This is a genomic window from Paraburkholderia sp. SIMBA_054 (genome assembly GCF_046534875.1).
GTDB classification, from domain to species: Bacteria; Pseudomonadota; Gammaproteobacteria; order Burkholderiales; family Burkholderiaceae; genus Paraburkholderia; species Paraburkholderia hospita.
The window spans coordinates 20526-44360 of record NZ_JAWRXV010000001.1 but is presented as its reverse complement, the minus strand read 5'-3'; the positions used below and the strand labels follow the sequence as shown (position 1 = coordinate 44360).

The window sequence follows — 23835 nt, the reverse complement described above, 5'->3', positions numbered from 1 at the left end:
CAGCAACATCGCGCCCGCCTTTTCTAAGGAATTCTTACCCGGCTTCCCAAGGGAGCCATCAGGAGCTTGAAATGGCATCAGTGAACAAAGTAATCCTCGTCGGCAATCTTGGCGCAGATCCGGAAGTACGTTATCTGCCGAGTGGTGATGCGGTGGCAAACATCCGTCTTGCCACGACCGACCGCTACAAAGACAAGCAGTCAGGGGAGTTTAAAGAGAGCACCGAATGGCACCGGATCTCGTTTTTTGGCCGCCTAGCTGAAATCGTGTCGGAGTACTTAAAGAAAGGCTCTTCAGTCTATATCGAAGGGCGTCTTCGTACTCGCAAATACCAGGCGCAGGACGGTACCGACCGATACTCGACGGAGATCGTCGCCGATCAAATGCAGATGCTCGGCGGCCGTAGCGGAGCAGGTGACGCTGGTGGCCACGAAGAGGGCGGCGACAGCCGTCCGGCACGTTCCGCCGGTGGCAGCGGAAATGCGAGTCGAGGCAGCGGTGGTGGCGGTGGATCGTCCACACGCGCACCGTCGCGACCGGCTACTGGAGGCATTCCGGCAGGCGGCGGCTTCGATGAGATGGATGACGATATTCCGTTCGCACGGTCTACTAACTATCTGGACTTCGAACAACATTATCGAGAGTTCTGAAATTCGACCGCTGCGCGCCACCAGCGCGCAACGATCTGAAGGTCTCCGTTTTGGGGGCTTTCTTGATGCCGTCCAATGCCCGACGTCATCAAGAAGGTTCTTTGCTGTAGTCACACACGCCTTTTTTATTCGCCAATCCTTTGGCAAGAGGGCTAATTCATGAAGCAAGAAAAACTTAATTTGACGAAGGTCGACTGGTTGCAGGCTCTACCTTGCTACATCGACTCGCATCACCTGACAGGCAAGTGGGCACCGTGTCCGATATGCGGCGACGAGACCCAGGTATTCAAGCTCTATCACGATGCGCTGAATGGCCGGTGGCATTGCGCAAGATGCGACCTCACGGGCACTGGCGTCGAGCTCATACATCTCGTGACAGACAAGCCGTACCGCGAGATTTACCACGAGCTTGAGACCAAGAATTACAACGCCGGCGGAGCCGTAGCTACGCAAAGGCCTAAGCCCGAGCGCATCAAGGTTAAGAAAGAGAAGTCCCCGGAACAGAAACGTCGTGAGTTGCAGGAAGCGTGGGACGGTGCTCTCCAGATCACGGAGGACACCCCCGTCTGGAAATATCTGGCATCGCGAATCCCTGGTCTTAAGCTCGAATGGATCAGTCCGGACATCCGCTATCATCCAGGAATGGATTACTGGGACGTTGATGGCAAGAACCGTGGCAAGTTTCCAGTCATGCTGAAACGGGCATGCTCCGCGGATGGCAAGCCGCGCATGCTTCACCGGACGTACCTGACGGTCGAGGGAAAGAAGGTTCCGTTCCTTGACAAGAAAGGGAAGTCCCGTTCGAAGCTTGAGATGAGTGCACCCGATTCAACGAAGGCGAGAGGCTCGTCGATCCGGCTCAATACCGCCCGGTCACGTACGCTTGCTTTAGTGGAAGGGGCGGAGACGGGATTTGCAGTTGTCGCCAAGCACCAGAACCGAGTTGAAGTGCGCAGTTTGCTGAACGCCGGAAATCTGTCGGCGGCCAACATTAACTGGGATGACTACGATCACGTCGTGATCTACGCCGACCGGGATAAGGTTGACCAAAAGAGAGGCTTCCGTCCCGGTGAGCACTACGCAGAAGTCCTGGCGGAGAAGATCCGCGCGCTCGGCAAGCGTTGCTCGATCGTGGCGTCGGTTGTTGAAGGGGTGGACTTTTGCGACATCTGGGCAAAGCAGTTTGAACGGATAGTAGTCGCCGCAACCGCAAGGGCGCTCCGCCTCGCTCAGCGCAGCGAAGCACGAAAACAGCAACAGGTGGTCCGGCAGGCTGCGTGACCTTCCGGTCCATGAACCAGCAAAACACGGCCGACTCCCCGCAACACGGGGTGTCGGCCTTTTTTTTTGGAGTTCAAAGCCTCTGGTCAAGGACAGCAAAACTGATCTGATGTGATGCCGGCGACGGCCATGCTGTTCTTTTTTCAGGCTTAGCGACTTGTTGATCCAGCAGTTTCGTTTGGCCGTCTGTCACAGTGCCTCGGTTATCTAGCTTCTCAGCCTTTGGTGAACTGGCTCGAGTCCTGCGTGACCACAAAGAGGTTGTTACGCTTCCGTCCGATACGCATAACGTCTCCAAGGGTGGTGATTTTCGGGCCGCGCAGGTCGTGTGCCTTTTCATCCTGCTCGACAAAATCCATCGCGTCGGCAATCCGCATGGCGACATCACCAGCGAGTTCGCTGTTGAAGCGAACCTGGCAGCCGAACCATTTGGCTTCCGCAAACGAGTTTCCGGATTTCCAGTGGTACGCAACCCATTTCCCGACCGAGACCGCTGACCTTTTGCGTCCTGCAGCAACGTCCGTAACACATCCAATCAGGAAGAAGAGAAACTCGTCTTCCCGGACTGGATCCCAAGACCTGAGTTGCCAGCACTCGAACTGGTAAGAATCGTATAACGACCACAGCGTTCCGTCGGATAGCATCTCAAGTTCGGGGTAGGCGACTCTGAGGCCCGGCACCTGATCGCGATCGGCTTCGTCAACAATGTCGCGCGGGTCGTTGAGCTGCTCAAAGCCCAAGCTCGTCGCGTCCAGCCATAGACTCGCTGTGAATCTGTCCACTGCCGCTTCCATGCTGCTGCAGGCTCGCTTCCAGGCGGTCTCAAGTTCCTTCGCATGTTGAAACAGTTCCTGCGAAATTAATGGCATTCCTGGGCGCCACTCGACACGGCCGAGCCGTAGCCAAAGGCTGGCATTGTGTTCTGGAACCTCGGGCGGAGCCATAGTGAAGCCGTCCAGATCGAACGGTGCCTGCGCGGACATCGGCTGTCCGCGATACTCGAAGTTCCCAGGTCCGGGAACGATCCCACCCATCAAGAGGGTGACCAGGGCCGCGTGCATCGCCTCCTCTGAGGCATATACGCCCGGCAGGCGAGCCTTGAACGGCCGATGCCTGATGGCGAATGCGCCACCTGCAATCGCTTCGATCTCGTAAGGCGATGGCACGATTTTCCAGTGAGTGACAGCGTCTTGCGCCGTGACGCACGCCTTGTCGATGAGACGTCGAGATAGATCGGAGAACTCCGGCTCGGACGCCTTCATCCCCAAAGCATCAGCGAGTTGCACCAGCTTGTCGAACACGAACACCTTGTCGCCCCGAACCTGATACACCGCGTTTGGGATGTCTTCCACGTTACGCAGTATTTCGCGCAAGGAATCATTTGGCCTTCCGGCGTGGTAGCCTGCTTCATCGAGAAACACCCGGGCTACTCCGCCATCCGTCGTTGTAATGGCCCCGGTCTCCCGCGACATCGCGTCGCGCAACAGGCTCATCATTTTTGATTCAGCGCTGATATCCGACACGGCCAGTTCCCCGAGATGGAGCCGCGAGGCGATCTGTCGCGCCGCAAGGGGATCAATCTCGTACCGAAGAAAGAGCCGCTTCGCGATCGCGGTAGTCAGGTCTTTCATGATCGGCGACCCGAAATCCGCTGGGAATGATGGCTGCGCCTCGCGGCGCGCGTCATGAGCGCTGTGATAGCCGAACAGGATAGCAAGAGTATCCTGGGACTGCATGAGCGAGAGATCGTCCAGCGACCAGGCTTTCCGAAGCGCCTTGGCGATCTTCGTGAAGGATCCACGCTCAAAGTCGGCGCGGAGCAGGGGCATACGCATGTCAACTCCTTCCGTAGCGCGGAATCAATACAGTGGCTGGCTCACCGTTATGCGCTACGTAGGGTTGTGCGTCTAACGGAATTTGGGTACAGCTCTCTTGGCACTGCCTTTGCCATTACCAGCGGCACGATCGAGAAGGACCGTTGGCGTGAATTTAACACAACATGCTGGCGGAACAAGGCCTGATGAAACCGGGCCGTTTAATATCCCGTGTAGACGTCTTAGCCAGTCCACTTCAAGGCCCTCCGGGCCTCATAAAAAAATCTGCCTCTAAAAGAGAGCCCTTCGGACGCAGTCCCGCCAGCTGTCGATGTACAATCGCGTTGCGCACGCGCCTTCGGAGTCCTAACTAGTTTAATATACCGGGTTGCCTTTTTATTAACCCCGGAGTTTCGCCCTTCGGGCGAAAAACGGCAGTTTCCCAAGAAGGGGGCCTCCGAGAAGCGTCGAAATTGACGGAAGGAAGGGGAGTTGATTCCCGTCAGGGTGGTCGAATTTGTAACTCCCTGTTTACAAATACGATTTCCCCACTTGTAAACTTCTTCTGTCTCGATTACTGTACGGATAAACAGTGTTTTTATGGGTGCCGCGATGCAAGGCCAACTTTTCGCTGAAGACGAAGCGTTACCGCTGGAGGATCTCTTCCAGTTGTCGCCGCCTGCCCGCGACGATTGGATTTTCAAGGCACCTGTCGCGTTCGATCTGTGGATCACACACTTCGCCGAGCACAGCAAGGGAGCGTACTCGGATGTGTCGATCAACCAGTTCAAGGCCATGTTTGGGGCGTTCTGGAAGTTCCTGCTCGACTGCAATCCGAAACAGAGCGTCCTGACGATCGGCGCGGACGGTATCAACCGTTTTCTGGGAAGCCTGGAAGGTCGCGACCCGACACCGCAGCCGACAGCGAAGCCGGAGCAGACTAGAAGGCCGCCCAAACCCATCGTCCATCGTGAAATCCGGCTGACAACGAAAGGGCGCTACATCCACCTTCTAAACGATCTGATGGATCACCTGGTGGAGTGCGGGTACCGAAAGCAGAATCCGATGCTCCAGACATCGCGTCTGATCAGGGGGAAGAACGAAGAGCCTGATGTTGTGTTCCTGACGGTGCAGGAAGACGCGCGCCTCCAACAGTACCTGCTTCAGGAATGCAGGGTCGACACCTGGGAGCAGCGTCGCTACAGGGCGCTGACGTTGCTGATGCTCGGAAGTGGCGTCACGGTTGCACACGCGCTCGGCGCATCAGTGGACGACTTCGTCTTTAATGACCAGCTGCCCTTGTTCGTGCCTAAGAAGGAACTCGATGACGGCTCGACGAAGTCGGTCTATGCGGCCGTCCTCGATCCGTTTTGCGTTGAACCTATTGTCGAGTGGCTTAACGACAGGCGTGAGCATTTGACGATGTATCCGTGGCGCAGGGGAAGAGGTCTCGCCTTTCCAACCCGTCCCAACGGGGGACAACTCACGACACCCTCGGCCTATAACTATGTCAAGGCCTGCCTCGAGGCGATCGGCTTTTCTGGCGCCGACATGGGTGCGCGGGTTCTGCGCTACACATTTATCCGCCGGCAGATCATCGCGGGTTTGTCGGATCAGCTGATTCAGGAGCGAAGCAACCTCCAAACGGACCGTACTCTCGTGCGCGTTCGAAAATTGACTCCGACGCTAGCTTGACTCGTTTTTTGGGGTCAGGGGCCGATTGCGGCTCCGCTTCTTCGCCCAGCTGCTCACCCGACCAGTGAGCCGAACATCAGCTTTTATCGACCGTCTGTAGGTGCACGACGGGCTTCCAGCTATAATTTCAGCGGCGTTTTTGTGATTCTGAAAAGGGGTCAATTTGACTGCTTTGCTTCCAGACCAATTTCGTTTTTTACCGAAAGAGAGAAGGTAGTGCGCCAAAATTTAACAGCTTAAGAATTTCAAGTATGCGGAAGCACGGCTGAATTGCTGACAGTTCGAAGATTTAAAGCGCCAGATCGACGTAGTCTCGCGCAACGACACGGCTAAAGGCCGATCGAATCGATAATTCGCCCTCGGGCAGAGAAGTCCACGAGGCGCAGGGGGAAGTAGTATGGCCAAAACAACGATCAGGCATGTCGGGGTGCGCTCGTGAGCGAAGTCGCCGCGGTAGAGCGCAAGAAACCTCTTAGCGCGCCCGCAGATGACCTGTTGCTGTTCGGCAGCCATCCCTATCTTGACCGCTTGCCGCTCGCGCGCCGCTTACGCGCACTTGCCGCGCCGCTTGCCATTGCACAGTGGATCAACTGCTTCGCGCCTTATCTGAAGGCGAAACAGGAGCTTGATCTCATTGTTGTTTCTAGCGCCGAGAACCTTGAGTTCGAAGACGCTGGCGTCTGGTACCAACTCCTGCCAGATCTGCTCGACTGCAACGCGACCATTGATGTCACGGTTTTGCCAGCCCTTGAGAGTCTGGGGTGGATGAAGCTTGGCCGCAAAACCCGGTTCTCCCGATCCAGACCACCGCGTGAAGACTTTCTTTTCCCCGGCCTTCGCCCCGCCAAATTTGTCCAGACGACTTTGCACGAGCTGCTCGCAAGAGAGCCCCATCGAGCGGTCGATCTGGTCGTGCTGCTGGACGCCGATCTCGCCGATACCAACCGACGCCTGCTAAGCACGGGGGGTATTGAGGCTTCGCTCGCACGCGGCGCGGTTGTCGCAGTCAGTTCGAACGAGCTACATTCGTTTGAGAAACAGCAGTGGCTCCTGACCCAGTACGGCTTCGGCGTCACCGACGCGGTTGATCAGGCTGGTTTCGTCGAACTCGGTATAGCAGAAGACGACGATATCGAGATTCCTCGCTGGTCAGACGTCTTGTGGCAGATCTACGAGGCTCCGGCGACTGCGCCCAGGCCCGGCGATCCCGAAGCGATGAAGCGCCTTGATAATTTCGAGCTGTACCAGTTGGCGATCGAGAAAAGTACGGCAGAGCGGTCCCCCAGAGCCCATCTTGGCCAGGTCGGATACCAGATCAAAGTTGATGAAGAGATTCGCGACGTCGTAGGACTTCCGTCCGGTCTCTTTGTGGACATGACCTCCGGTGCGCTCATGTATGCGGACCCCGAGGATCCCGATTTCCTCGACGTCTATAAGAACGCGGGTGGCTTCGTCGTTCCGCGAAACGTGCTCGCACGGTATCCCGACAGCGAATCATTGCAGTTTGAGCGAGCGCTGTGGGCAACAGAAACAGCCCAACTCATAGAGAACACCCTCAGTCCACGCACGCCGGCAGTCGTTCTCGACTCGTACGAGGAAGATGGCGATGAGGAGGTAGTCGACGTACTGCGCGCGATCCGAAATGGTCTGAAAACTGAAGCGTCGGACTCGGTCGCGATCCGTCGTCCGACGCCGGGCGCTGAGGCGCTTTTCCGGACACTGGCAAAGGGACAATGGGGCGCCGCGATCAACATGCTCCTTGAAAATTCGTCCCTCGTAAATGCCGTGAATGAGCACGGCGAGACGCCGGCGTTCTTCTTTCTTCACAAGGATCGCACGGACTTTCAGAAGCTCCGCCGTCTTGGCGCAAATATTTCGCACAAAAACAACCTCGGATATTCATTGATCCACCGGATAGCGCAGGCGGGCTCGGCTTCGGCCGCCCGCTTCTGTCTCATGAGCGGTGTCGACGTCGATCTCACATGTCCCAATGGCCTGACGCCTGCGATTCTTGCCGCGATTAACGAAAACTTTCCGGTCCTTGAGACCTTGCTGCTTCACGGCGCCAGTCTGAAGAAAAAGACCGAACTCGGATTTAGCCTGTTCGACATCGCAGGCGCACTGAAGATGCCCGAGTCTCTCGCGCACCTGTTCCAGCATCGCTTGAATCCCAACTAGACTTTTTCTTTAGGAAGTCATCGCTTTTGTGTTAGGCGATACAACTGGAAGCATATAATCCCGGCACTGGCGCGTTGGGCGCCTAGCACCGGGGAAACTAATGGCAAGCCTAGATTCGATCCAGAAGCGAATCGCGAAACTGGAACATCAAGCAGAAGCTCTTCAAAAGAAAAATCGCATACGCGATGCACAGAAAATTCTGAAAGACATGGCCGCCGCCAATCTGACTATTGAAGATCTGGCGGAGGCGCAAAAAGGTCGTCGCGCCTCTTCTTCCAACGCGCCGAATACTCTTGGCAAGGCTACTGCAAAGCAAGCGCAAGCAGTGAAGACGCCCGCAACAAAATCCGCGGGCAAGGGCTCGCTTCCTCCTAAATATCGCAACCCGAAAACGGGTGAGACCTGGAGCGGACATGCGCGGCCACCGGCCTGGATCAAGGACGTAAAGGATCGCACAAAGTTTTTGATTGATGGCGCTCCTGCCACGGCGACAACGGTGCAGAAAGCCGCGTCGAAGAAGACCGCATCCAAGGCGGGCAGGGTAGTCCAACCGAAGTATCAGGATCCGAAGACGGGCGCCACGTGGTCTGGTCAGGGCCGTCCGCCGGCCTGGATCAGTGAAGCCAAAAACCGCGACGACTTTCTTATCGATCGCTCCCAGGCTTCCCACGCGGTCGACAGTAAGGCGGCCGTGAAGAAGTCTGCTGCCAGCAAGACGGCCGTGAAAGCGCCTACTAAAAGAGCGGCCGCAAAGCCCGCCGCAAAGAAGAGCGAGGGCGGTGCGCCGGCACGAAAGGCGGCCGCCAAAAAGGCCGCGGCAAAGAAGGTCGCGGCCAAGCCGGCAGAGCCGAGTGTCGTCGCCGCTGCTGTGACCGAGGAGCCGGTTGCTGGCTGACCTGCCTGGCGTTCTCGTGTGAAGGGGAAAAAGCCACCGGATGCCGGTGGCTTTTTTTTCCCGCAATGAATGAGCGCAACGATACTCAGATTTTCTGTCGGCTAGACACCGAACACGAACTGCGTAGAAAATCCCCTCTTGCAGTCACGTGCAGCAATCTGGAGTTTAAAAATGCGACGAGTCGTCGTAAAAAAATCGTTAGTTCATGGCAGGGGTGTTTTTGCCCTTGCGCCCCTGAAAACGGGCGAGCGGGTGCTCGAATATAAGGGAGAGGTTTTGAACTGGGCGAAGGCCTCCCGCCGATATCGTCACGCCGCGGAGTCCGGCCACACGTTTCTCTTCGGTCTGTCCGACGGGCGTGTAATCGATGGGGGTCGGGGTGGGAACAGTTCCCGCTGGCTCAACCACGCCTGCGACGCCAACTGTGAAGCTATCGAAGTAGGCGATCGCGTTTTTATTGAGGCGACGCGGAAAATCGCGGCTGGTGAAGAACTCTTTATTGCGTACCAGCTAGACGTCGAGGACCGCGATACCGCCGAGATTCGCGCTCTCTACGCATGCCGGTGCGGGGCACAATCGTGCTCTGGAACCATGCTCGGGGCCGGTTGATCGGTGGCGCGAAACTCGACCTCAAACCTGGCGGTACATTGCCGGCCCACCGATCACGCCGATGGCGGTCGACTCGTTTCGACCGTAATTCCGCGATTCCTTGCGGACTTCATAACCATCCTCATCGCGCCCCAACCGGGTGATGTGCTCGGAAACGGTGGCGACTTCGTCACGCACAGCAGCGAGATCGCGCATTAACAGATCACCCGGCAAAGACTTCAGACACTCCATTAACGTCCCCACATTCAATCTCCCCGCTGATTGGATTCGCGCCCGACGTCTGCGCGATCCCCATCTAACATCGCCGTTTGCATCGATTTGATTGTGACCGTTGTCCTCTCGCGAGACTGACCGTACGACGGTTACCCGTCGACTCGCTGACTGACTGCTGGATACTCGGCTTTCAGCTTCGTTCGTGCCGCCTCATAGAGCGTCATCTGCGCGCGAAGCGCGGTCAATTCCTTCTCCGCTTCGACAATGCGGCCGCGCGTGAAGGTCATTGCAGCGGTGACGTCACGCTTCGCCCTTTCGACGGCCGTGTTGATATCCGTCGAGAACCTGTTGTCGTACATCAGGCAGCCGTCGTGCGTGATATTCGGATATCCCGGGACCTCGCACTGCTTCTCGATGACGACGCCTTCTTCGAACGTATAGACGGTAATCGACGCCACAAACGTGTCGGGCGTCTCGATAATCCGGAGAATTTCCTCGGCGCTGGCTTTTAGCAAGCCCGGGTAATTTTCCTCAAGGAAGCGTGGGAAGGTATCACTTTGACGAACTTCCCCTGTCGCAACGTCGACGGTCACAATACTGTGAGCGTACCCGCTACCAATGCAGATCCCCGCGTCGGTGACCTGAACACGGTGTTGAATCCCGAATCGCTCTTTAAGAGTCTTCCATCCCATTGGAACCTCCCTCGCTACGCATTGTTCTGGGTGTTGTCGACCGGGTCGAGCAGTCCGAGATCAACCACAGGGATTGCCCTCGCTTGTATGGCCTCCGCGTCACCCTCCGTCAAAGTGAGCACGTCCGCCCTTCCAACGACCAGGTCGACGAACCGGACGGCCCGCATTTGCAAACCGGCCCTACGCAGGCTCGCCGCGTATTCTTCGTGGACGCCAAACGGGCAGTCGACGACGAAATCAACGAGAAGCAGTGCGCCTCGCGCACCAGTACATTCCGCCAGAAGCGCGCTCCACGTCTGATATCCGACTCGACGCGCCGCCGCATCGAGTGCCCTTCGACCAAAGGCCAGATCTGCCTCGGTCGCTTTCATCTTGCGTGTGCGTTGCGCCGCCGTGGGCGCCTTAGAGTTTTCAATTACCTGAGCGTCCATCGTCACCTTCACTGTTCATGAGGTTGGAGTATTCCTGCGCCGGCTTTGAGGCATCAGCCTCGCGGACGCAGGTCGTCTTCAGCTATCGCTCCAGCCGCCGCCGTCGCTCGAAGACGCGCCCGAGCCAGCATCGTCCCAGTTATTTCCGCCGTTTCCGACATCGAACGCGGGAGCATCGTCGACGCTTCGGCTGGTGTCGTCGCCACGTTGACGACGCGTATCGTCCTCACCCGGATTGAAGGCCGACTCAGCCGGGCGGCGTTGGGGCAGGTCCCGCTCCACATATACGTCGCGTTCGATTACACGCTCGCGCCGGTCGCTCAATGCGTCCGCAAGGATTGCCGTGGTGAGCAGGTCAGGTCCACTATTGTTTTCGACGATGACAGTAGTCGGACCTGCTGCTGGCGTTGCAGGAAAGTAGGGCGCCGCGACAGTCGGCTCGCGACGATCGCCATACGATCCGCCAAATCGATATCCGTCCCCCGACGCCGGGCCGGCTGCGGGAGTTGGCTGCGCCGGAAGATTGCCACCCGCACGGTTTGCGATCTGTCCCGCCTCGGCAACCAGGTGCGAGACGTTGCTCTCCGCGACCGGCACGCCCGATTCAAGCGTCGTCAGCACGTCGACGATCCGGCGTTCGAGGTCGATCGCGTCGCTCTCAAGCGTACGCACGCTTGCGTCCAGCGACAGCTTGATGTCCAGTTTTGCTTTCTTGACGACCGAAAGGGCATCGGTCAGCCGCCGCATCTGCTCCTTGCGCACGTCGTCCGCGTGCGCCGCGCTCGCCCGCTTCTTGCGGCGAACAATCCAAACGGTTGCGAGGACCGTCACGAAAATGACCAGCGCGCCGCCAATCCAGAAAGCGACCGGTAGGCCTGCACTCCGCGCGTCGCCCGGCTGGACTTCCGCACCCGGGTTATGGGCACCCGCGATCGGCGTTACCGCCGCGTTCCATGCCTTGCTCGCCGTGCTTTGCTCGGACGGTTTGCTGGCAAGTTCCGCCTTGAGATGAGATTCGATTTTCGCGACACGCTCTTCGCTCGCGAACTTCAGAGTGGGGTCGATGCGCTTCGCGTCGGCGAGTTGCACCAGTCCTTCGGCCGGCCTTCCTTCAAACCCAAGAACTTGTGCCTCCATGAAGTGGGCCTTCGCGCTGTTCGGATGCGCCTTCAGGACATCTTGCAGCATCACGTCTGCGCGCGCGTAGTCGTGCGCATCGACTGCCGTCGCAATATCAGCGACACTCGGCGTGGCCAGCGCCGCAAGTGAAACTGAACAGATAGCCAGCCCAGCCAGCACCTTGCGTGTTATCGGTTTGATCATTCGTTGTTTTCCCGTTAGAGAGGGCCGCCCCGGATCGGGCGGTGCGTCTGTACCTTTGAAGTCTCGCCCGCTTTGCCTCAAGTGCAAGTCGCTCCGTGCACCACGGTGCCGACTTTTGCACACGCAGAGCTGCAGGGTTTCGTCTCGCCGTTTCCGTTATCGGCTGTTACGGTCGTTTGTTCAGGTCGCATCGAGCGCCTGATCGAAAAATTGTCTGGCCCTAACAGTGCTAAAGTCGCCCCAGGTTCTTTTAGGCGTCACGCTGCGCGCCGGTTTGGCCTCAATGAAGCTCAGCCAACGAGGGGGAGCGAAGACGGGCAGCTGCTCCGCCTCGCGGCTGTTGCGCGCGCAGAGTGGGCGGTGCGCGTTGCGTTCAGGCGGCGCAGAGCGCTACTACAACTCCGGGGTGGTGAAATGAAAGGCGACGACCCAAAAATCACGCGGCTGAAACACGACGTTATGGCGATAGAGCAGGAGATCGGGCTCGCGATCATGTTCCATGAGACATGGAAGCCAACGGCATACGACGAGGGTTTACATAGGCGGATGGGCGAGTCGTACGCCACACAATCGCTGATGGTCGTGCGGATGGCGCTGCGCCGCGAAATGCTCATGGCACTAATCCGGTTGTGGGATCCGGACTACCGGACCATCGCGATTCCGGCGGTCGTCAATACCTTGCGCGATGATGAGTTTTTTGTGGGGTTTTGCGCCTACAGAGCGCGCCGCCTGGGCTCTCACGGTATCAACCTCACACCCGAAGTCGATCTTTCGACCCTGCGTGATAGCGCATTAAAAGAATCGCTGTCTCAAAGACGCTCGGAGCTTTTTGATCTTTATAACCGATACGAAAAGGGCGGAAGCCAGCACGGCGTCATCCGGCACCTGATGACGCTTAGAAGCGTGAGCCTCGCCCACCGGCAGAAGGAACCCAAGACCGCGAATCGGGCTGACTCGACGGACGAGGAAATCGAATCGTTCTATCAGGACAACCTCGAGATGGTCAGATTGCTCCTTCACCTCGTCATGGCTCGGGCGTTCGACCTGACAGAGGCGGCCGACGTGTATGGAACGTACGCGGGGTATTTCTGGTCCGCCGCGCGCGGTGAGCGCACAGAAGGGCATCCCGCCTACCGGCCGCCGCATAGGCCATCTGGGATTTGACCCCGAATCGGCCTGAGCACGATAACTTCAAAGGTAGAATCGCCGATGGAATCCTGTATGTACATACAGTACCGGTGTCGCCGCGAACGCTGCCCTGAACTCGCCAGAATCAGACTGCGCGTTTTGCCGCCCGACGGTTGATCGCACCGATGATCGGCCGCTTGGTCAACCGGCACGGCCGGCGCGCGCATCGCGGTGCGGCTGGCTCACGAGCGCACGCGCCGCCGTTCCGCCGACCGAGCTTGAAATCGCGCTTGCCGAGCCGACCTGGAAGGAGGAGCACCTGGTCCGGCTGCTCGGGGAGCGCCTCGCGCGCGTAAAACTCGTTTCTCCCGTCATGGCGAACGAGACCGAGGCACACGAAGTGGAAGCTGCAGCGGCACCTTCCGATAGCCTTTTCCCGGAACCCGGCGGTACGCCCGCTGACCACCGAAGGTTGCTCGAGCTGCTGGTCGCGCGCAGGCGCCGCGAACGTCAGGCGCGCTGCGCCGACGGCTGACCATCGTCCTGAAGTCGCTAATCGGTGGGTACCGCTTGCCGACGACGCTCGATTCGCGCAGCCGCCCGCCGGAATGCCTCGACCAGTATTCCTTCTGAAGCCGCCCATCAGGCTTTTGTTTCGCGGGCACCGGCCGTTTTACGGGACACCGCTGCGGATCACGTCTTCCCCGGAGCGCATCGAAGGAGGATGGCATTCAGAGGCTTTCGCCTCGCGGGACTACCTTGTCGCCGAAGCGGAGGACTCGATGTGCTACAGGATCAATCGCGAGCGCGTCTCGCCCCGGAGGAAAGGAGCAGCAATGGTTTCTCCATGGGCTTCTTGCCTGACACGGCCCAAATTGTCGTAGACATTGTGGGCGCAGGCCTCGTCGTTACCGCTACAGGGTGGCGATCCGTTCCTTTGAGCCTGGCGTCCCCGGCGCCACGCTTCGAATATCATTCGGAAATCGCCCATTTAGCGCGGCGCTTCTGCCGACGCCCAACGATCGAGGTCCGCCATGTCAACGACAGTTCAAACGCCGTCCTACGTTAACGTTCACGTAGAGATCGGGGTTTCCATCTTCAAGTACGTAGTCCCCGACGATTCGGGTTTTGATCGCATTGTTGCGGATCTGAATGCGGATTTCCAGACGCTCAACGGGCTGATCGCGGAGGGCTTGCCGGCGGACAGACTCAAAGAAATGGCCCAGCGTGTCAGGAGCGCTTATGGGAAGCTGACCCGCCATATTGAACAGAAGCTTTCCAGAGACAGCGACTCAATCAGAAGTGCGGTCGAGACGGGTGCGGCGATTATCGCGAGTCTGGAGAGTGATGAGGCGCAGAACCTTCAGATCGGACATATCGCACGCGACGCCTTGGCCAAGGACATCGAAGCGTTCTTCCGCAAAGTTGCGGGACGCCACATCAATGCCACATTTTTCTGGGACCTCAAATTCTACGAGTGGTCGCGATCGAACGGCCTCGTGGTACGCGACGAGCGCTGGGCTCGGTCGTCGAGGCCTTTCAGCAACGAGCAGCTTGAGGAGTTTTTTCAGGCCAATCGCCCTCAGGTTTTCAAACGCATGCTCACCGTCGAGGTCGCCAACGCGCTTATGCGACTCGAAGATCCGATCGGCAGCAGGGACATGGAGAACTACTATGAGGCGTTCAGAAAGGTCCCGTCGGCGATGATTGACGTTACCGAAGGCGGCTGAGATCCAACTACCTGCGGAGGCCAAAGTGGGCACAGACAGAATCGGAAACACGGAGTTGACACACCTTGTGATGAAAGCGAAGGATGCTGACGCAGGTGGATTTAATGTTCTCTCAATCGGAGAGAAACTCGCCGTTGCGCTGGTGCTCGACCGTCCCGACTGGATTCGTCAGTTGAATTTCACGCTGGCAGAAGCACTGGATCGTGTCGGGCCAGAATGGGCTCGTCTGATTCCAGCAGCAGCCCAGCAGTTTCATGCCCAAAAAGACGACGATGCCAACGCCGCGGCCAGCGAGGCGCGTCAGGCGCAGTTGGCCGGGATGACGTCGCAAACCTCAAACGGGCCGCTGGACTTCTCAGCGACACTTGTATCGTGTGGCGAAGCGCCGGGTTACCGCGACGTATATCTGACACTCGATCTTCGATCGACAGACGGAGATCATGTGCCGCCGATACGTGCCTGCATTCGAATCCGTGCCGAGGACGGCGGAACCGTTGCAACCCATATCGCAGCAACCCACAGAGCTGCATGGGATAGAAATGGCCGCCCACTCGACGCGTCAGAAGCCGAGCGACGACCTGCCTGGCTAGATCGGCTATAGCGAGAAATAGCGTTAGCACAGAATTCGGCGGAAACGCAGCAAGTCCGGGGTCGGGTGTGACAACAGGGCTGCGACGAGCCGTGGTCCAGAGCATCACGAGGGGAGTTGAAAATTATCAAAGAGGTACGTCAGGTCGACGGTGAGCGTTTCCAGGACTCGAGAACAGGGAACTTCGGAAACGTCTTGCAATGGCGGCATCCGCTCCCGTTCCAAGAGACGCAGAACAGGACTTGGAGCGCGTTGTCGCGGACAGCCAAGGCCATCGGCCGCGCGTTAAATGCACTATTCTAGGAAAACTGGACCCAAGCGCTGCGGTTTCAGGAGAGCCAATGCCCCTGAAATGCCTGACGGCCGACAACAAGGTGGTACTCGCGTATCAACTCTCGCCCGACGGCTTTTAGTCGTTGCGGGTCCGGGGCATTGCTTGCAACCCGACATACCAGAGGGCGCGCCTTCCACTACTATCGTTGCCCGAAGTGTGGTGCGGAGAAAGAGGACGTGACAACGAGGCGGGGTGAGTCGCCCGTATCGCGAAGGGATCTCCCCGTCCGTGGTCTTATTCCAGACGCAAGAGAAGGAACAGCGGAGCATCAGTTTCTTCATCAGGTGGTGGGTGCGGATGGCGGGGCCAGCTGACCCTGGCGCGGTCCAGATGCGATTGGGGATCTGAGTCTACCTTCGCGTCGAGACACGTGAGCCTCCGTCACAAACCTTCAACGGGCCCTCGAGGTACGCCGCGCGTTTTCGATAGCCACCGCGACCGCTTCAGCTTTACGCCAGATAGCTGCGCTGATGGCTGCGAACATCAACCCCATTCCGAAGAACGGCCCGACGGTGACGCCGGCCCACACGGCAACCGCTGACCGGTCCCTCACGTGACGCTTGATTTCCGGAACGAGATCTCAGAATTGCTCCACCGCAGGAGACAACCAGAAACCGTAAAGCAAACTCCAGGCAATCGATAAAAGGACGGCGAGGGAAAGCGCCACCAGGGCGACTTCTAGGTAATCATCGGCTGGGCGCGTGATCGGGGTGCTCAGGCGCATGCTCTCTCCTTTTTTCAACGGCGCTTGCTGGCTGGAGCTGCGAGAGGATCGCGGTCCTTGCAGGCAATATCGGCTTCCCAGCCGAATTGTGCAGGCGGCTTCCGATTCGAAGTCGATGACCGACGACCGGGACGTCCGCATCCGTTTCCCGGCGCTGTCGCAATCAGCTTGTTTCCCCCCGCGGATGGCTGTCAGAATGTTCCGCGAATTCATACGCTCAAGGTCCATCTCGCCAAAAGCCTTATCCCGTCGGCCCTTCACTCAATGCAAATTCCTTACGCAACTCTTAGACGCGCCTAAAAATATTGATACATTGCCGTTGTGATTTTGTTACCCCGCATTTATACTCGGGCTCCCAACAAGGAGAAAAATAATGCCGAAAGCAGTTGCCACCATCGCTGACGAGATCGCCGACCAGATGCGCAAGCAGGCCGCGCAAGCCCTCACGTACCCCTGGCAGGACTTCTACAAAACGGTCGGGCGGGATCGGATCAAAGGGGCTTTCCAGACACAACTCGCGGATCGACTCGCGGAGATGAGCCTGCTGATCGCATACGGCCGCGCGACTGTAGTGGTCGTTCAGGACTTCAACTTCAGCCCGGTTAAACGTTAAGGTCTCGAGCTCGGCCGCGATAGCACCGTTTCCGCGGCGGGATCGATGCGGACACGGTGGCATCCGGGCGGGCGGCACGGCCGATGGGCAATGGCCAATCCAACAATCACATATCTGGTCGGGGACCACGTATGACGCGCCGATCCAAAGATGAACCCTCGGGGACAGAGACAGTCCGGATGACTGTCCGCTTTTTTTTCGACCTGTCGATTTCCTTCCTGATTCCGCGCAATCCGCATAACCGACGGGACGGCATCAGCGACGCGTCGTGGGAACAGAGTTGCATCGATGAGGCTGCGTCGACCCTTGCAGAGAAGCTCAATCCGCGAGGTTTCGACGTAGCATACAGGGCACATCACCTGGTCGACACGGAGCATCGCCTCCACGTTGTTCATTTCGCTGTGTCAGCGGCGAGAGACTTCGATATTCGCCGGGCGTCGGCGCCGCGAAAAGGCCGTCCCTTGTACGCGCTCAGGCCGGGCGAAGTTGCAACGACCAAATCCCGCCTTGGAGCCGAGTTGCGCGATGCCTTGAAGGGCAGGTGGGTGATAAACGCGATCACCTACAGGTATCTCGCGGCCTGGCACTTTGTGTACGAGGTGAAGATGGAAGGTGTCCTGGCGCTCAGGCGTGCACTGGGGCCAACGGACATCGCTGACGCGGGGGGCAGCGTCCGGGATGCGCTCGAGACTTTCAATCGCGAAGTCGCTGATTCGCTTGAGCCGCTAGGGATAACAGCGTTTCCACACGCGACGGCGAAGCGCCCGAAGGACGATATCTTCAAGTTCGATGTCTACTCGGTGCAATATATCGCTGTCTCCGAAGACGACGTCAGCGGCGATCTGTCTCTGATGGACGGGAAAATGTCGGCGGCAGAGGTCCCGTATCTTGAGTTAAAGAGCCCAAATGACAGCTTCAGTGGAGAAGTGGGCGACGCGTTGACGAGGCTTGAGTGCCACGATTACCCTGCGAACGCTGACCTTGTCAGCGTCACACTTGAGCTCAGCGACGTGGACGAAGACGTCGTTGATCACGTCGATTTCCTCGCAGCCTAGCCGCGTAGCGGACTGCCGGACAAGCGAAGCAGCAAGACCACGAACACGGCCGCCGCCCGGCGGCCGTTCAGGTATCAATGCACCTTCTCGACTATCAGACAATGACACCCGGTCCGATCGATCCGCACCTGCGGCAGGCACTTCATTCGATCTATCGTGCGCAGTTCGACGCCATCCACTCCCACCCGGAAGGATTCACGGCTGGCGACGCCACCCGGATGCTGACGCATCTGATGGGTTCGAGGGAGTGGTCCTGGCCTGTGCGCGGCATAACGCCGGCAGCCCTTGAGGTTTTCGCGGTCCATGGCTTCCGCCCACCGCCGGGTCAGTTGCAACGCGGTCACCGGTACGACCGAAGAGCCACCGCGCAGGCGTTGTACTTCGAGCGGGCGGAGGCTGCCTCGGAAGCTGAATTTTTCGAGTTCTTCCTCGCACGCGACGAGACCGTCATCATGACGCGCGAACAAAACAGGGCTCAGCCCGGCGCGGAGTTTCCACCCTACATTCCGATCGACGCGTCCCTCGGCCTCTTTCGCTGCGCCCCAGTCGTCGGGTGGCGACACGGGGCGCGCGAAAAAGCCTTTTTACGCGAACTCCATGATGCACATAGGGAGAACGCCGAGATCATCGTCCTTCGAACCGGAAGATAGCCCTGTCGATTTAGCGGCCACACTCGAGGATGCCGTCCGAGATCGCCTTCCCGAGACCACCAACGACGCGCCCATCCTGCAATCGGACTGCCTCGTCCGGATTCACGATCACGCCTGCTTCGACCAGGACTGCCGGCATTGGCGCTGTTCTCAGCACCACCAGATCGTCGAACCGGTGAATTCCCAAGCCGCGGTCGATCAACGGGCGGTTCTCACCTTGGATTGGCGTCGCATGATAAAGGGATGGCGTTTCGCCGGCGGCGACGAGGCGCGCCGCGATCTGCCTGGCGCAGGCAAGGCTTTGCTCATAAAACGGATTCTTTGCCGACACGAACACTGCAAATCCCCGATAGTCGCGCGCGTGGCCAGTGTCGATCCATGCCTGCTGTAGCGAATCGTGATGAATGGAAACGAACAGGTTCGCGTCCGGCGCCGCATTCGGTCGGTCAGCCAGCCCGATTTCCTGGCGGCCCGCACCCGTGCGAGTGACGGTATCCCCTCGGGCCTCAAGATCGCGCGCCACGACCGCGCTGAGATCGAGGTTGTATTCGTGCTCGACCCGTCCGTTCGCAGCTGTCGCGCCGGGCCGCCCCGGCGTATGCCCTGCGTCGACGATCACCCACGCGGCGTGGGCGGGAAGGGTGAACAGCGCGAACAGCGTCACGGCGAGCGAAACAATACCAGCGATTTTCTTCATGTCCTCGATTGACCGATCCAAAGCGGAGTTCAATTGTCGGTCAGCAGTGTAGCGGAGCAAACCCTGAGCAGCACGGTTTCACCCTACCGAGCAGCCGGGAGTAAGCGGCCAGAAGCAGGTCGTGTGAGGAATAGCACAGACTTCAAGCGCCTCAAACCGCATGCTGTAACTAGCAAAACCTTTCCATAAGCAGTCCATACCAAACTGGAGTCGCCCGTGAAAAAGTCCACGCTCGTTCTGCCCGTCGAAAAACCCGCAGTGGAAAGATCCGCCATTCCCCCGGGCCGAATGATCCATTCGCATTCCGTCCGCGGCGCTGACTGTGCCATACCTTCCCGGCCCGGCATTTACCGCCACGTGGACGCTGCAACCGGGAAATGCGAGTACGCCGGTCAGACGATCGACCTGCGTCAGCGTCAGCAACAGCACGAACGGGAAGGGAAGCTCGAGCTGCCGAGACAGCGGGTCGAGTTTGCGGCTGCCCGCCCCGACGCGACTCGAGACTCGCTCGTGGAGACTGAAAAGGCACACATCGCCCGCCACCAGCCTGTCGGAAATAAAACGTGCGGTGGAAACGGGCGACGGTGATGCATCTTCGGATCTGAGAGCGTCGGTGTGTGAGGACATTTTCGGCGCCGAAAAACCTCATTGAGTCGCGTCGGCCGTTCTGCAACGTTGCAGAATGTTAAATCTCGCTCGGACAAAAAATAGGGTGCGATCGACGGCGCGCCGGGTGATCTCTGATTGCGGTCGTATCGCGCTCGACTCCGCCGGACCGGATTGCCTTTCGCGGCTCGCGGGCGATAGAATGACGCTCGCGCCGTTCGATCGGCAAGCACCCAGCCAGCGCCCTCGAGCGCTTCTCGAATCCCGAATCTCGCATCGGGCGTCTTCCGGCAAATCCTCACAGAGGGTTCGCCCGAGGTGGTCCACTCTCCGGTTTTTAACGCCTTTCTTAGGCACCGACAGGAGAGAATCGATGAATCAGCAACAGACCAACCAAAAACCCGCGCAACCCAAGACATACTTCGTCCGCAATGGCGATGGGCCGGTCGATCTTCAGACGCACGACCTCGAAGAAGCGCGTCGCGCCGAAAAAGATCTGCTGGAGTCGCGTCGTGACGCCACGTGCATATTCGACGAAAACGGGCGGGTCATCGACGAGACGTACGATGAGGGTTCGCCAGTGGCGAATCTGTCTGCCCGGCTTCCCCTCGAGATTCCCTACGGGACGCGCCTGGCGGGCGGCGGAACGAACCATCCGGGCAAGCCTGCACGTGAAGGGCAACTTGGTGTCTTCAAGTCGCCGTATTCCCACAGCTCGTGGCTCGTTGACGTTGCCGAGCGCGATCGTTGCGGTACGTTGCAGTGGGTCTCACTCCCTTTCGAGGATCCACGCTTCGAGCAGGCGACTAACGAAGTCCGAGCCCGCAGGCTCACGTACGGGGATCCGGCTTATGGCGAGAGAAAGCAGTTCGAATATCGAGAGCTAACTGTTAGCATCTGGCGCTCAGATGACCCGATGGAGCGGCCCGAAGGCGACCCGGAGGCAACAGGCCCATTCGAAATCGGTGACTGGTATTTTTCTGTCGAAGAGTGGCGGGTCCAGTGTGCATGCTCAATCGCGACATTCCGCGAGGCCCGCGTGGCGTCATTTAAAGCGATTGATGTAGCGCTCGAATCGGCCGCCATTCCAACAGCTGACGGTAACCGCTGGATATCGGCTGGCCAATAAACCGGAGATCGTCGCCCGGCCGCCCCTCAAGGGCAGCCGGGCTTTTTTTGCCCACTTCCCCGATCAACCCAGAATCGGATCGGCCCGCATCTCCTCAGCGGGTAGGAGCTGGAGCATGGATCTCGCCGCTTCGGCATTCGTCGAATGCAGCCACTCGTCAAAGTCGGCCGGCCGCAGAAGTACGACGCTGCGCTTTTCATCTGCGGGACGATGCATACGCCCCATAACGGCGTGTCCCTCGGCATTGACAGTCAGCATCGTGACGCCTGTTATCGGGCCGTCTTTAGTTTCGTAGCGCTTCCAGAGACCGGCTACGGCGAACGGCTCACCGTCGATGAGGCCGCACTTGTGCCACACATTTTTGCCTGTCTCCCAGCAAGGCTCCACAACGTAAGCGGCAGGGATCAGGCAGCGCTGACCAGCGCGCCAGGCGGCAGCATAGAGCCGCTTGGACCCTACCTCTTCTGACCTGCTGTTATAGGTGCTGTACGGCTGCATTTTCTTGCCTGCTGCGTTGCGGCGCTCGGGCTGCAGGGACTTCGGCCAGAAGCCGTACCGCCCCATGACGCTTTCTGTCCCGGCATCCGTGGCGAGCAGGGCGGGCGCGTCATAGTCAGGCCAGATATCCGGCTTCCAGTCACCCAGTCCCTGGTCAAAGTCCAGTCCAGACTGCCGTGACAATTGCTCCAGGTCGCTTCGAGTTGCTCGATAATTTGTGCACATGGCTGACATCGTCGACATTAACCCGCCGATCATACGCCGCGCGCCGCCAGCAGTGACGCTCGGTTCACATGTCTGCGGCGGCCGGGCAATAAGCAGGGCTCCGCCCACGATCATCCCGCTCAAGTAAAACGGGCGCCACATGGGCGCCCGCGCTGGCAACTTCCTGAGGCTGTCACTGCACAGCGATCACGCCGCCGCGTCCTTGAGCTTCTTCAGCGCGCGTGCCTTGATGCGCACCGTCGCAGGCTTCGCATCGAACCAACGCTCTTCGCCCGTGAAGGGGTCCTTGCCAAAACGCTTCTTCTTTGCCGGCACTTGCTGAACCGTGATCTTCAACAGACCCGACAGAGTGAACTCGCCGGCCCCCTTCTTGTGGACCGAGCCAAGGATGGTGTCTTCGAGTGCGGCAAGCACTGCCTTTGCTGCCTTCGGTTCAACGTTAGCTGCCTGCGCAACGTGATTGGCGAGGGCGGCCTTCGTGAACGTTTCCTTCACGGGGGCGCCGGCGACAACCTTCTTCGCCGTGCCGTTCGCAGCCTTGGTCGCTGCACCCTTGGTAGCAGGCTTAGCTGCCGTCTTGGTAGCCTTCGGCGCGGCCTTCGTTGCGGTCTTCGTTGCAGTCTTTGCCATGATGGTCTTGGTGACTCACTTTCAGATTAGGAGGTGCTCGCCCGCAGTTCATGTAGCAAGCAGTGGCATTCTATGATGTCCCGTATGCTTGGTGTCAAGAAAAAGCCTTAAAACAGGCACTCAAATGTTTTGTTCGCGACACTTTTCGCGACAAATAACCCGTGCGAAGGACATTACGTGACCGCTTGAACAACCTCAGGGACAGTGAAAGGTGAGAGTTTTCGGGATGCCTGGGATTGCCAGGAATTCAAATTCCCCATGTGCGCCTAGAGACAAATGCAGAGAAACCGTCATATGTTCCAGATGCTCGCTGGCTGATCTGCAAATCTCTATCGAGATCGTCAGTGCCGCTACGGCATGCGCACCAGAGCCGCTACGGCTACCTCGTTTCGGTGGGGCGGCCGCCCCAGATCCAGTACTGGCCGATCGAGTTGCGTCGAGACTGATCTGGTTTGATCGGTACCGTACTTGAGTTCCAGCGTCGACCCGCTATGATCCAACCGTAGAATTGAGGCGCTTTTCCCAGCGGGTGTGAGCAGCTGGACGTCGAACGCTCACTGCCGTCGCTGTCGCAAAACCCAGTCGCGAACCTCCGCGCGCGAGCCGTACCTGGGTTCCTTTAACCATGCTTCGAAAGTCTCACGCCGCTCGTGCCATTCGCAATCGTCCAGGTCGAATTCCTCTTCAATCCGACCCGGGTCGTCGTCGCAAAGGTGAGCGAAGACGAGATCGTGGCCGTTCCACCACGCGATACATAGGTCGTCGAGTTCTGCGACTGTTCCCGGTGGCAGATCACGCAGCAGCATGCCGACTTGCAGTTTGAACGCCGAGACTGCGATCTCGTCATCTTCCGGTCGATGGGACACGCCTGTTACTGCTACCGCGCTATTTTGTCCCGGCTCGTCGGCAGGTTTCCATGCCGACAGATATCCGTACTTTGTCCAGAGGAATGGAAGTTGGCCCACTTCAGCCTCGGACAAGCCCGAGTAGCTGCAGAAGTGGTCGAAATCCTCCAGCGCCGTGTGGCCGTGCGTGCTTTTCAGATCACCGATTACCTCGAGCAGCAGCGCAATGCCTTTCTCTGGGTCTTTGTAACACATGGGGTGCCTCCATCTTGTCCAACCTCAGGCAGCATTCGGCGTTCCACTAACGTGCCAGCCGCCATGCGCCGTCGATCGCCGAGAAGACGATCGGCACGAAGTCATGGCCCTCGAATGAAACGGGCCGGTCGTCGTTGGGGTAGGACAGGGCGGCTGGCGCGCAGATCAGCTGCAGCAGGTGGTTGCTGAACCGTCCCTCCGCGCAGACCGCGGACAACACCTCCTCCTCAATCTGGTGAATCAGCTTCCACGTGAGCACATCTTTCGACCGATGCCGCGCAACTACATCCCGTAGCACCGCCTCGACGGCAGCCCGCGCATCAAACAGCACGTCGTCGTTTGTCAT

At 58.7% G+C, this 23835-nt stretch carries 24 protein-coding genes; 13 read left to right on the top strand and 11 right to left on the bottom strand.

The genetic code is table 11. The annotated features are described in order from the left end of the window. Positions 1–71: 71 nt before the first annotated feature. Both SB822_RS00205 and SB822_RS00200 read left to right on the top strand, forming a co-directional pair. On the top strand, positions 72–650 hold the full coding sequence (locus SB822_RS00205; protein ID WP_410853591.1) for a single-stranded DNA-binding protein: 579 nt from the start codon (positions 72–74) through the stop codon (positions 648–650). 159 nt (positions 651–809) lie between these two features. Beyond that, positions 810–1931 (top strand): hypothetical protein, encoded by a 1122-nt coding sequence (locus tag SB822_RS00200; RefSeq protein WP_410853590.1) that lies wholly within the window; start codon positions 810–812, stop codon positions 1929–1931. A 215-nt stretch (positions 1932–2146) separates the two neighbouring features. Here SB822_RS00200 and SB822_RS00195 read toward each other — a convergent pair whose 3' ends face one another. Then, complete coding sequence (locus tag SB822_RS00195; RefSeq protein ID WP_410853589.1) at positions 2147–3766, bottom strand: hypothetical protein; 1620 nt, start codon at positions 3764–3766, stop codon at positions 2147–2149. A 579-nt stretch (positions 3767–4345) separates the two neighbouring features. Here SB822_RS00195 and SB822_RS00190 point away from each other — a divergent pair. The 4 genes from SB822_RS00190 (at position 4346) to SB822_RS00175 (ending at position 9122) form a co-directional block, all read left to right on the top strand. Further along, complete coding sequence (locus SB822_RS00190; RefSeq protein WP_410853588.1) at positions 4346–5440, top strand: tyrosine-type recombinase/integrase; 1095 nt, start codon at positions 4346–4348, stop codon at positions 5438–5440. A 435-nt stretch (positions 5441–5875) separates the two neighbouring features. Beyond that, on the top strand, positions 5876–7618 hold the full coding sequence (locus tag SB822_RS00185; RefSeq protein WP_410853587.1) for an ankyrin repeat domain-containing protein: 1743 nt from the start codon (positions 5876–5878) through the stop codon (positions 7616–7618). Positions 7619–7718: 100 nt separating this feature from the next. Then, positions 7719–8513 (top strand): H-NS family nucleoid-associated regulatory protein, encoded by a 795-nt coding sequence (locus SB822_RS00180; RefSeq protein ID WP_410853586.1) that lies wholly within the window; start codon positions 7719–7721, stop codon positions 8511–8513. A 171-nt stretch (positions 8514–8684) separates the two neighbouring features. Continuing rightward, on the top strand, positions 8685–9122 hold the full coding sequence (locus SB822_RS00175; RefSeq protein WP_410853585.1) for an SET domain-containing protein: 438 nt from the start codon (positions 8685–8687) through the stop codon (positions 9120–9122). A 21-nt stretch (positions 9123–9143) separates the two neighbouring features. Here SB822_RS00175 and SB822_RS00170 read toward each other — a convergent pair whose 3' ends face one another. The 4 genes from SB822_RS00170 to SB822_RS00155 all read right to left on the bottom strand — a co-directional run bounded on the left by SB822_RS00170 (position 9144) and on the right by SB822_RS00155 (position 11781). Then, on the bottom strand, positions 9144–9317 hold the full coding sequence (locus tag SB822_RS00170) for a hypothetical protein (RefSeq protein ID WP_410853584.1): 174 nt from the start codon (positions 9315–9317) through the stop codon (positions 9144–9146). Between the two features lie 167 nt (positions 9318–9484). Then, the gene (locus tag SB822_RS00165; protein ID WP_410853583.1) at positions 9485–10027 is read right to left on the bottom strand and encodes a hypothetical protein; all 543 of its coding nucleotides are present in this window, start codon (positions 10025–10027) and stop codon (positions 9485–9487) included. A gap of 14 nt (positions 10028–10041) precedes the next feature. Beyond that, positions 10042–10458 carry a hypothetical protein gene (locus SB822_RS00160; protein ID WP_410853582.1) on the bottom strand — a complete coding sequence of 139 codons (417 nt, stop codon included), beginning with the start codon at positions 10456–10458 and terminating at the stop codon, positions 10042–10044. A gap of 78 nt (positions 10459–10536) precedes the next feature. Next, on the bottom strand, positions 10537–11781 hold the full coding sequence (locus SB822_RS00155) for a tetratricopeptide repeat protein (RefSeq protein ID WP_410853581.1): 1245 nt from the start codon (positions 11779–11781) through the stop codon (positions 10537–10539). Positions 11782–12195: 414 nt separating this feature from the next. Between SB822_RS00155 and SB822_RS00150 the strand changes: the two genes are divergently transcribed. From SB822_RS00150 to SB822_RS00140, 3 genes are all read left to right on the top strand, one after another. Further along, positions 12196–12945: a hypothetical protein gene (locus tag SB822_RS00150; protein ID WP_410853580.1), complete on the top strand. Its 750-nt coding sequence runs from the start codon at positions 12196–12198 to the stop codon at positions 12943–12945. A gap of 998 nt (positions 12946–13943) precedes the next feature. Next, positions 13944–14639: a hypothetical protein gene (locus tag SB822_RS00145; RefSeq protein ID WP_410853579.1), complete on the top strand. Its 696-nt coding sequence runs from the start codon at positions 13944–13946 to the stop codon at positions 14637–14639. A 70-nt stretch (positions 14640–14709) separates the two neighbouring features. Further along, positions 14710–15240: a hypothetical protein gene (locus tag SB822_RS00140; protein ID WP_410853578.1), complete on the top strand. Its 531-nt coding sequence runs from the start codon at positions 14710–14712 to the stop codon at positions 15238–15240. A gap of 902 nt (positions 15241–16142) precedes the next feature. On the opposite strand, the gene SB822_RS00135 is transcribed toward SB822_RS00140, so the two are convergent. Continuing rightward, complete coding sequence (locus SB822_RS00135) at positions 16143–16286, bottom strand: hypothetical protein (RefSeq protein ID WP_410853577.1); 144 nt, start codon at positions 16284–16286, stop codon at positions 16143–16145. 373 nt (positions 16287–16659) lie between these two features. Between SB822_RS00135 and SB822_RS00130 the strand changes: the two genes are divergently transcribed. The 3 genes from SB822_RS00130 to SB822_RS00120 all read left to right on the top strand — a co-directional run bounded on the left by SB822_RS00130 (position 16660) and on the right by SB822_RS00120 (position 18604). Next, positions 16660–16899, top strand: coding sequence for a hypothetical protein (locus SB822_RS00130; RefSeq protein ID WP_410853576.1), 240 nt, complete (start codon positions 16660–16662; stop codon positions 16897–16899). Positions 16900–17078: 179 nt separating this feature from the next. After that, positions 17079–17954, top strand: a complete 876-nt coding sequence (locus SB822_RS00125) for a hypothetical protein (RefSeq protein WP_410853575.1) — start codon at positions 17079–17081, stop codon at positions 17952–17954. A 77-nt stretch (positions 17955–18031) separates the two neighbouring features. Beyond that, on the top strand, positions 18032–18604 hold the full coding sequence (locus tag SB822_RS00120) for a hypothetical protein (protein ID WP_410853574.1): 573 nt from the start codon (positions 18032–18034) through the stop codon (positions 18602–18604). Positions 18605–18614: 10 nt separating this feature from the next. Here SB822_RS00120 and SB822_RS00115 read toward each other — a convergent pair whose 3' ends face one another. Next, on the bottom strand, positions 18615–19301 hold the full coding sequence (locus tag SB822_RS00115; RefSeq protein WP_410853573.1) for an N-acetylmuramoyl-L-alanine amidase family protein: 687 nt from the start codon (positions 19299–19301) through the stop codon (positions 18615–18617). A gap of 979 nt (positions 19302–20280) precedes the next feature. Between SB822_RS00115 and SB822_RS00110 the strand changes: the two genes are divergently transcribed. Then, a complete protein-coding gene (locus SB822_RS00110) occupies positions 20281–21036 on the top strand; it encodes a hypothetical protein (protein WP_410853572.1) in 756 nt (251 codons plus the stop codon). A 63-nt stretch (positions 21037–21099) separates the two neighbouring features. On the opposite strand, the gene SB822_RS00105 is transcribed toward SB822_RS00110, so the two are convergent. The 4 genes from SB822_RS00105 to SB822_RS00090 all read right to left on the bottom strand — a co-directional run bounded on the left by SB822_RS00105 (position 21100) and on the right by SB822_RS00090 (position 23835). Then, positions 21100–21900 (bottom strand): SOS response-associated peptidase family protein, encoded by an 801-nt coding sequence (locus tag SB822_RS00105; protein WP_410853571.1) that lies wholly within the window; start codon positions 21898–21900, stop codon positions 21100–21102. Positions 21901–21945: 45 nt separating this feature from the next. Further along, positions 21946–22389, bottom strand: coding sequence for an HU family DNA-binding protein (locus SB822_RS00100; protein ID WP_410853570.1), 444 nt, complete (start codon positions 22387–22389; stop codon positions 21946–21948). 554 nt (positions 22390–22943) lie between these two features. Continuing rightward, a complete protein-coding gene (locus SB822_RS00095) occupies positions 22944–23489 on the bottom strand; it encodes a hypothetical protein (protein WP_410853569.1) in 546 nt (181 codons plus the stop codon). A gap of 46 nt (positions 23490–23535) precedes the next feature. Next, complete coding sequence (locus SB822_RS00090) at positions 23536–23835, bottom strand: DUF2471 family protein (protein WP_410853568.1); 300 nt, start codon at positions 23833–23835, stop codon at positions 23536–23538.

Excerpts from the sequence above, each read along its gene's own strand:
- SB822_RS00205 (WP_410853591.1), top strand. The coding sequence starts at position 72 with ATGGCATCAGTGAACAAAGTAATCCTCGTCGGCAATCTTGGCGCAGAT.
- SB822_RS00200 (WP_410853590.1), top strand. The coding sequence starts at position 810 with ATGAAGCAAGAAAAACTTAATTTGACGAAGGTCGACTGGTTGCAGGCT.
- SB822_RS00195 (WP_410853589.1), bottom strand. The coding sequence starts at position 3,766 with ATGCGTATGCCCCTGCTCCGCGCCGACTTTGAGCGTGGATCCTTCACG.
- SB822_RS00190 (WP_410853588.1), top strand. The coding sequence starts at position 4,346 with ATGGGTGCCGCGATGCAAGGCCAACTTTTCGCTGAAGACGAAGCGTTA.
- SB822_RS00180 (WP_410853586.1), top strand. The coding sequence starts at position 7,719 with ATGGCAAGCCTAGATTCGATCCAGAAGCGAATCGCGAAACTGGAACAT.
- SB822_RS00175 (WP_410853585.1), top strand. The coding sequence starts at position 8,685 with ATGCGACGAGTCGTCGTAAAAAAATCGTTAGTTCATGGCAGGGGTGTT.
- SB822_RS00170 (WP_410853584.1), bottom strand. The coding sequence starts at position 9,317 with ATGCGCGATCTCGCTGCTGTGCGTGACGAAGTCGCCACCGTTTCCGAG.
- SB822_RS00165 (WP_410853583.1), bottom strand. The coding sequence starts at position 10,027 with ATGGGATGGAAGACTCTTAAAGAGCGATTCGGGATTCAACACCGTGTT.
- SB822_RS00160 (WP_410853582.1), bottom strand. The coding sequence starts at position 10,458 with ATGGACGCTCAGGTAATTGAAAACTCTAAGGCGCCCACGGCGGCGCAA.
- SB822_RS00155 (WP_410853581.1), bottom strand. The coding sequence starts at position 11,781 with ATGATCAAACCGATAACACGCAAGGTGCTGGCTGGGCTGGCTATCTGT.
- SB822_RS00150 (WP_410853580.1), top strand. The coding sequence starts at position 12,196 with ATGAAAGGCGACGACCCAAAAATCACGCGGCTGAAACACGACGTTATG.
- SB822_RS00145 (WP_410853579.1), top strand. The coding sequence starts at position 13,944 with ATGTCAACGACAGTTCAAACGCCGTCCTACGTTAACGTTCACGTAGAG.
- SB822_RS00140 (WP_410853578.1), top strand. The coding sequence starts at position 14,710 with ATGAAAGCGAAGGATGCTGACGCAGGTGGATTTAATGTTCTCTCAATC.
- SB822_RS00135 (WP_410853577.1), bottom strand. The coding sequence starts at position 16,286 with ATGCGCCTGAGCACCCCGATCACGCGCCCAGCCGATGATTACCTAGAA.
- SB822_RS00130 (WP_410853576.1), top strand. The coding sequence starts at position 16,660 with ATGCCGAAAGCAGTTGCCACCATCGCTGACGAGATCGCCGACCAGATG.
- SB822_RS00125 (WP_410853575.1), top strand. The coding sequence starts at position 17,079 with ATGACTGTCCGCTTTTTTTTCGACCTGTCGATTTCCTTCCTGATTCCG.
- SB822_RS00120 (WP_410853574.1), top strand. The coding sequence starts at position 18,032 with ATGCACCTTCTCGACTATCAGACAATGACACCCGGTCCGATCGATCCG.
- SB822_RS00115 (WP_410853573.1), bottom strand. The coding sequence starts at position 19,301 with ATGAAGAAAATCGCTGGTATTGTTTCGCTCGCCGTGACGCTGTTCGCG.
- SB822_RS00110 (WP_410853572.1), top strand. The coding sequence starts at position 20,281 with ATGAATCAGCAACAGACCAACCAAAAACCCGCGCAACCCAAGACATAC.
- SB822_RS00105 (WP_410853571.1), bottom strand. The coding sequence starts at position 21,900 with ATGTGGCGCCCGTTTTACTTGAGCGGGATGATCGTGGGCGGAGCCCTG.
- SB822_RS00100 (WP_410853570.1), bottom strand. The coding sequence starts at position 22,389 with ATGGCAAAGACTGCAACGAAGACCGCAACGAAGGCCGCGCCGAAGGCT.
- SB822_RS00095 (WP_410853569.1), bottom strand. The coding sequence starts at position 23,489 with ATGTGTTACAAAGACCCAGAGAAAGGCATTGCGCTGCTGCTCGAGGTA.
- SB822_RS00090 (WP_410853568.1), bottom strand. The coding sequence starts at position 23,835 with ATGACAAACGACGACGTGCTGTTTGATGCGCGGGCTGCCGTCGAGGCG.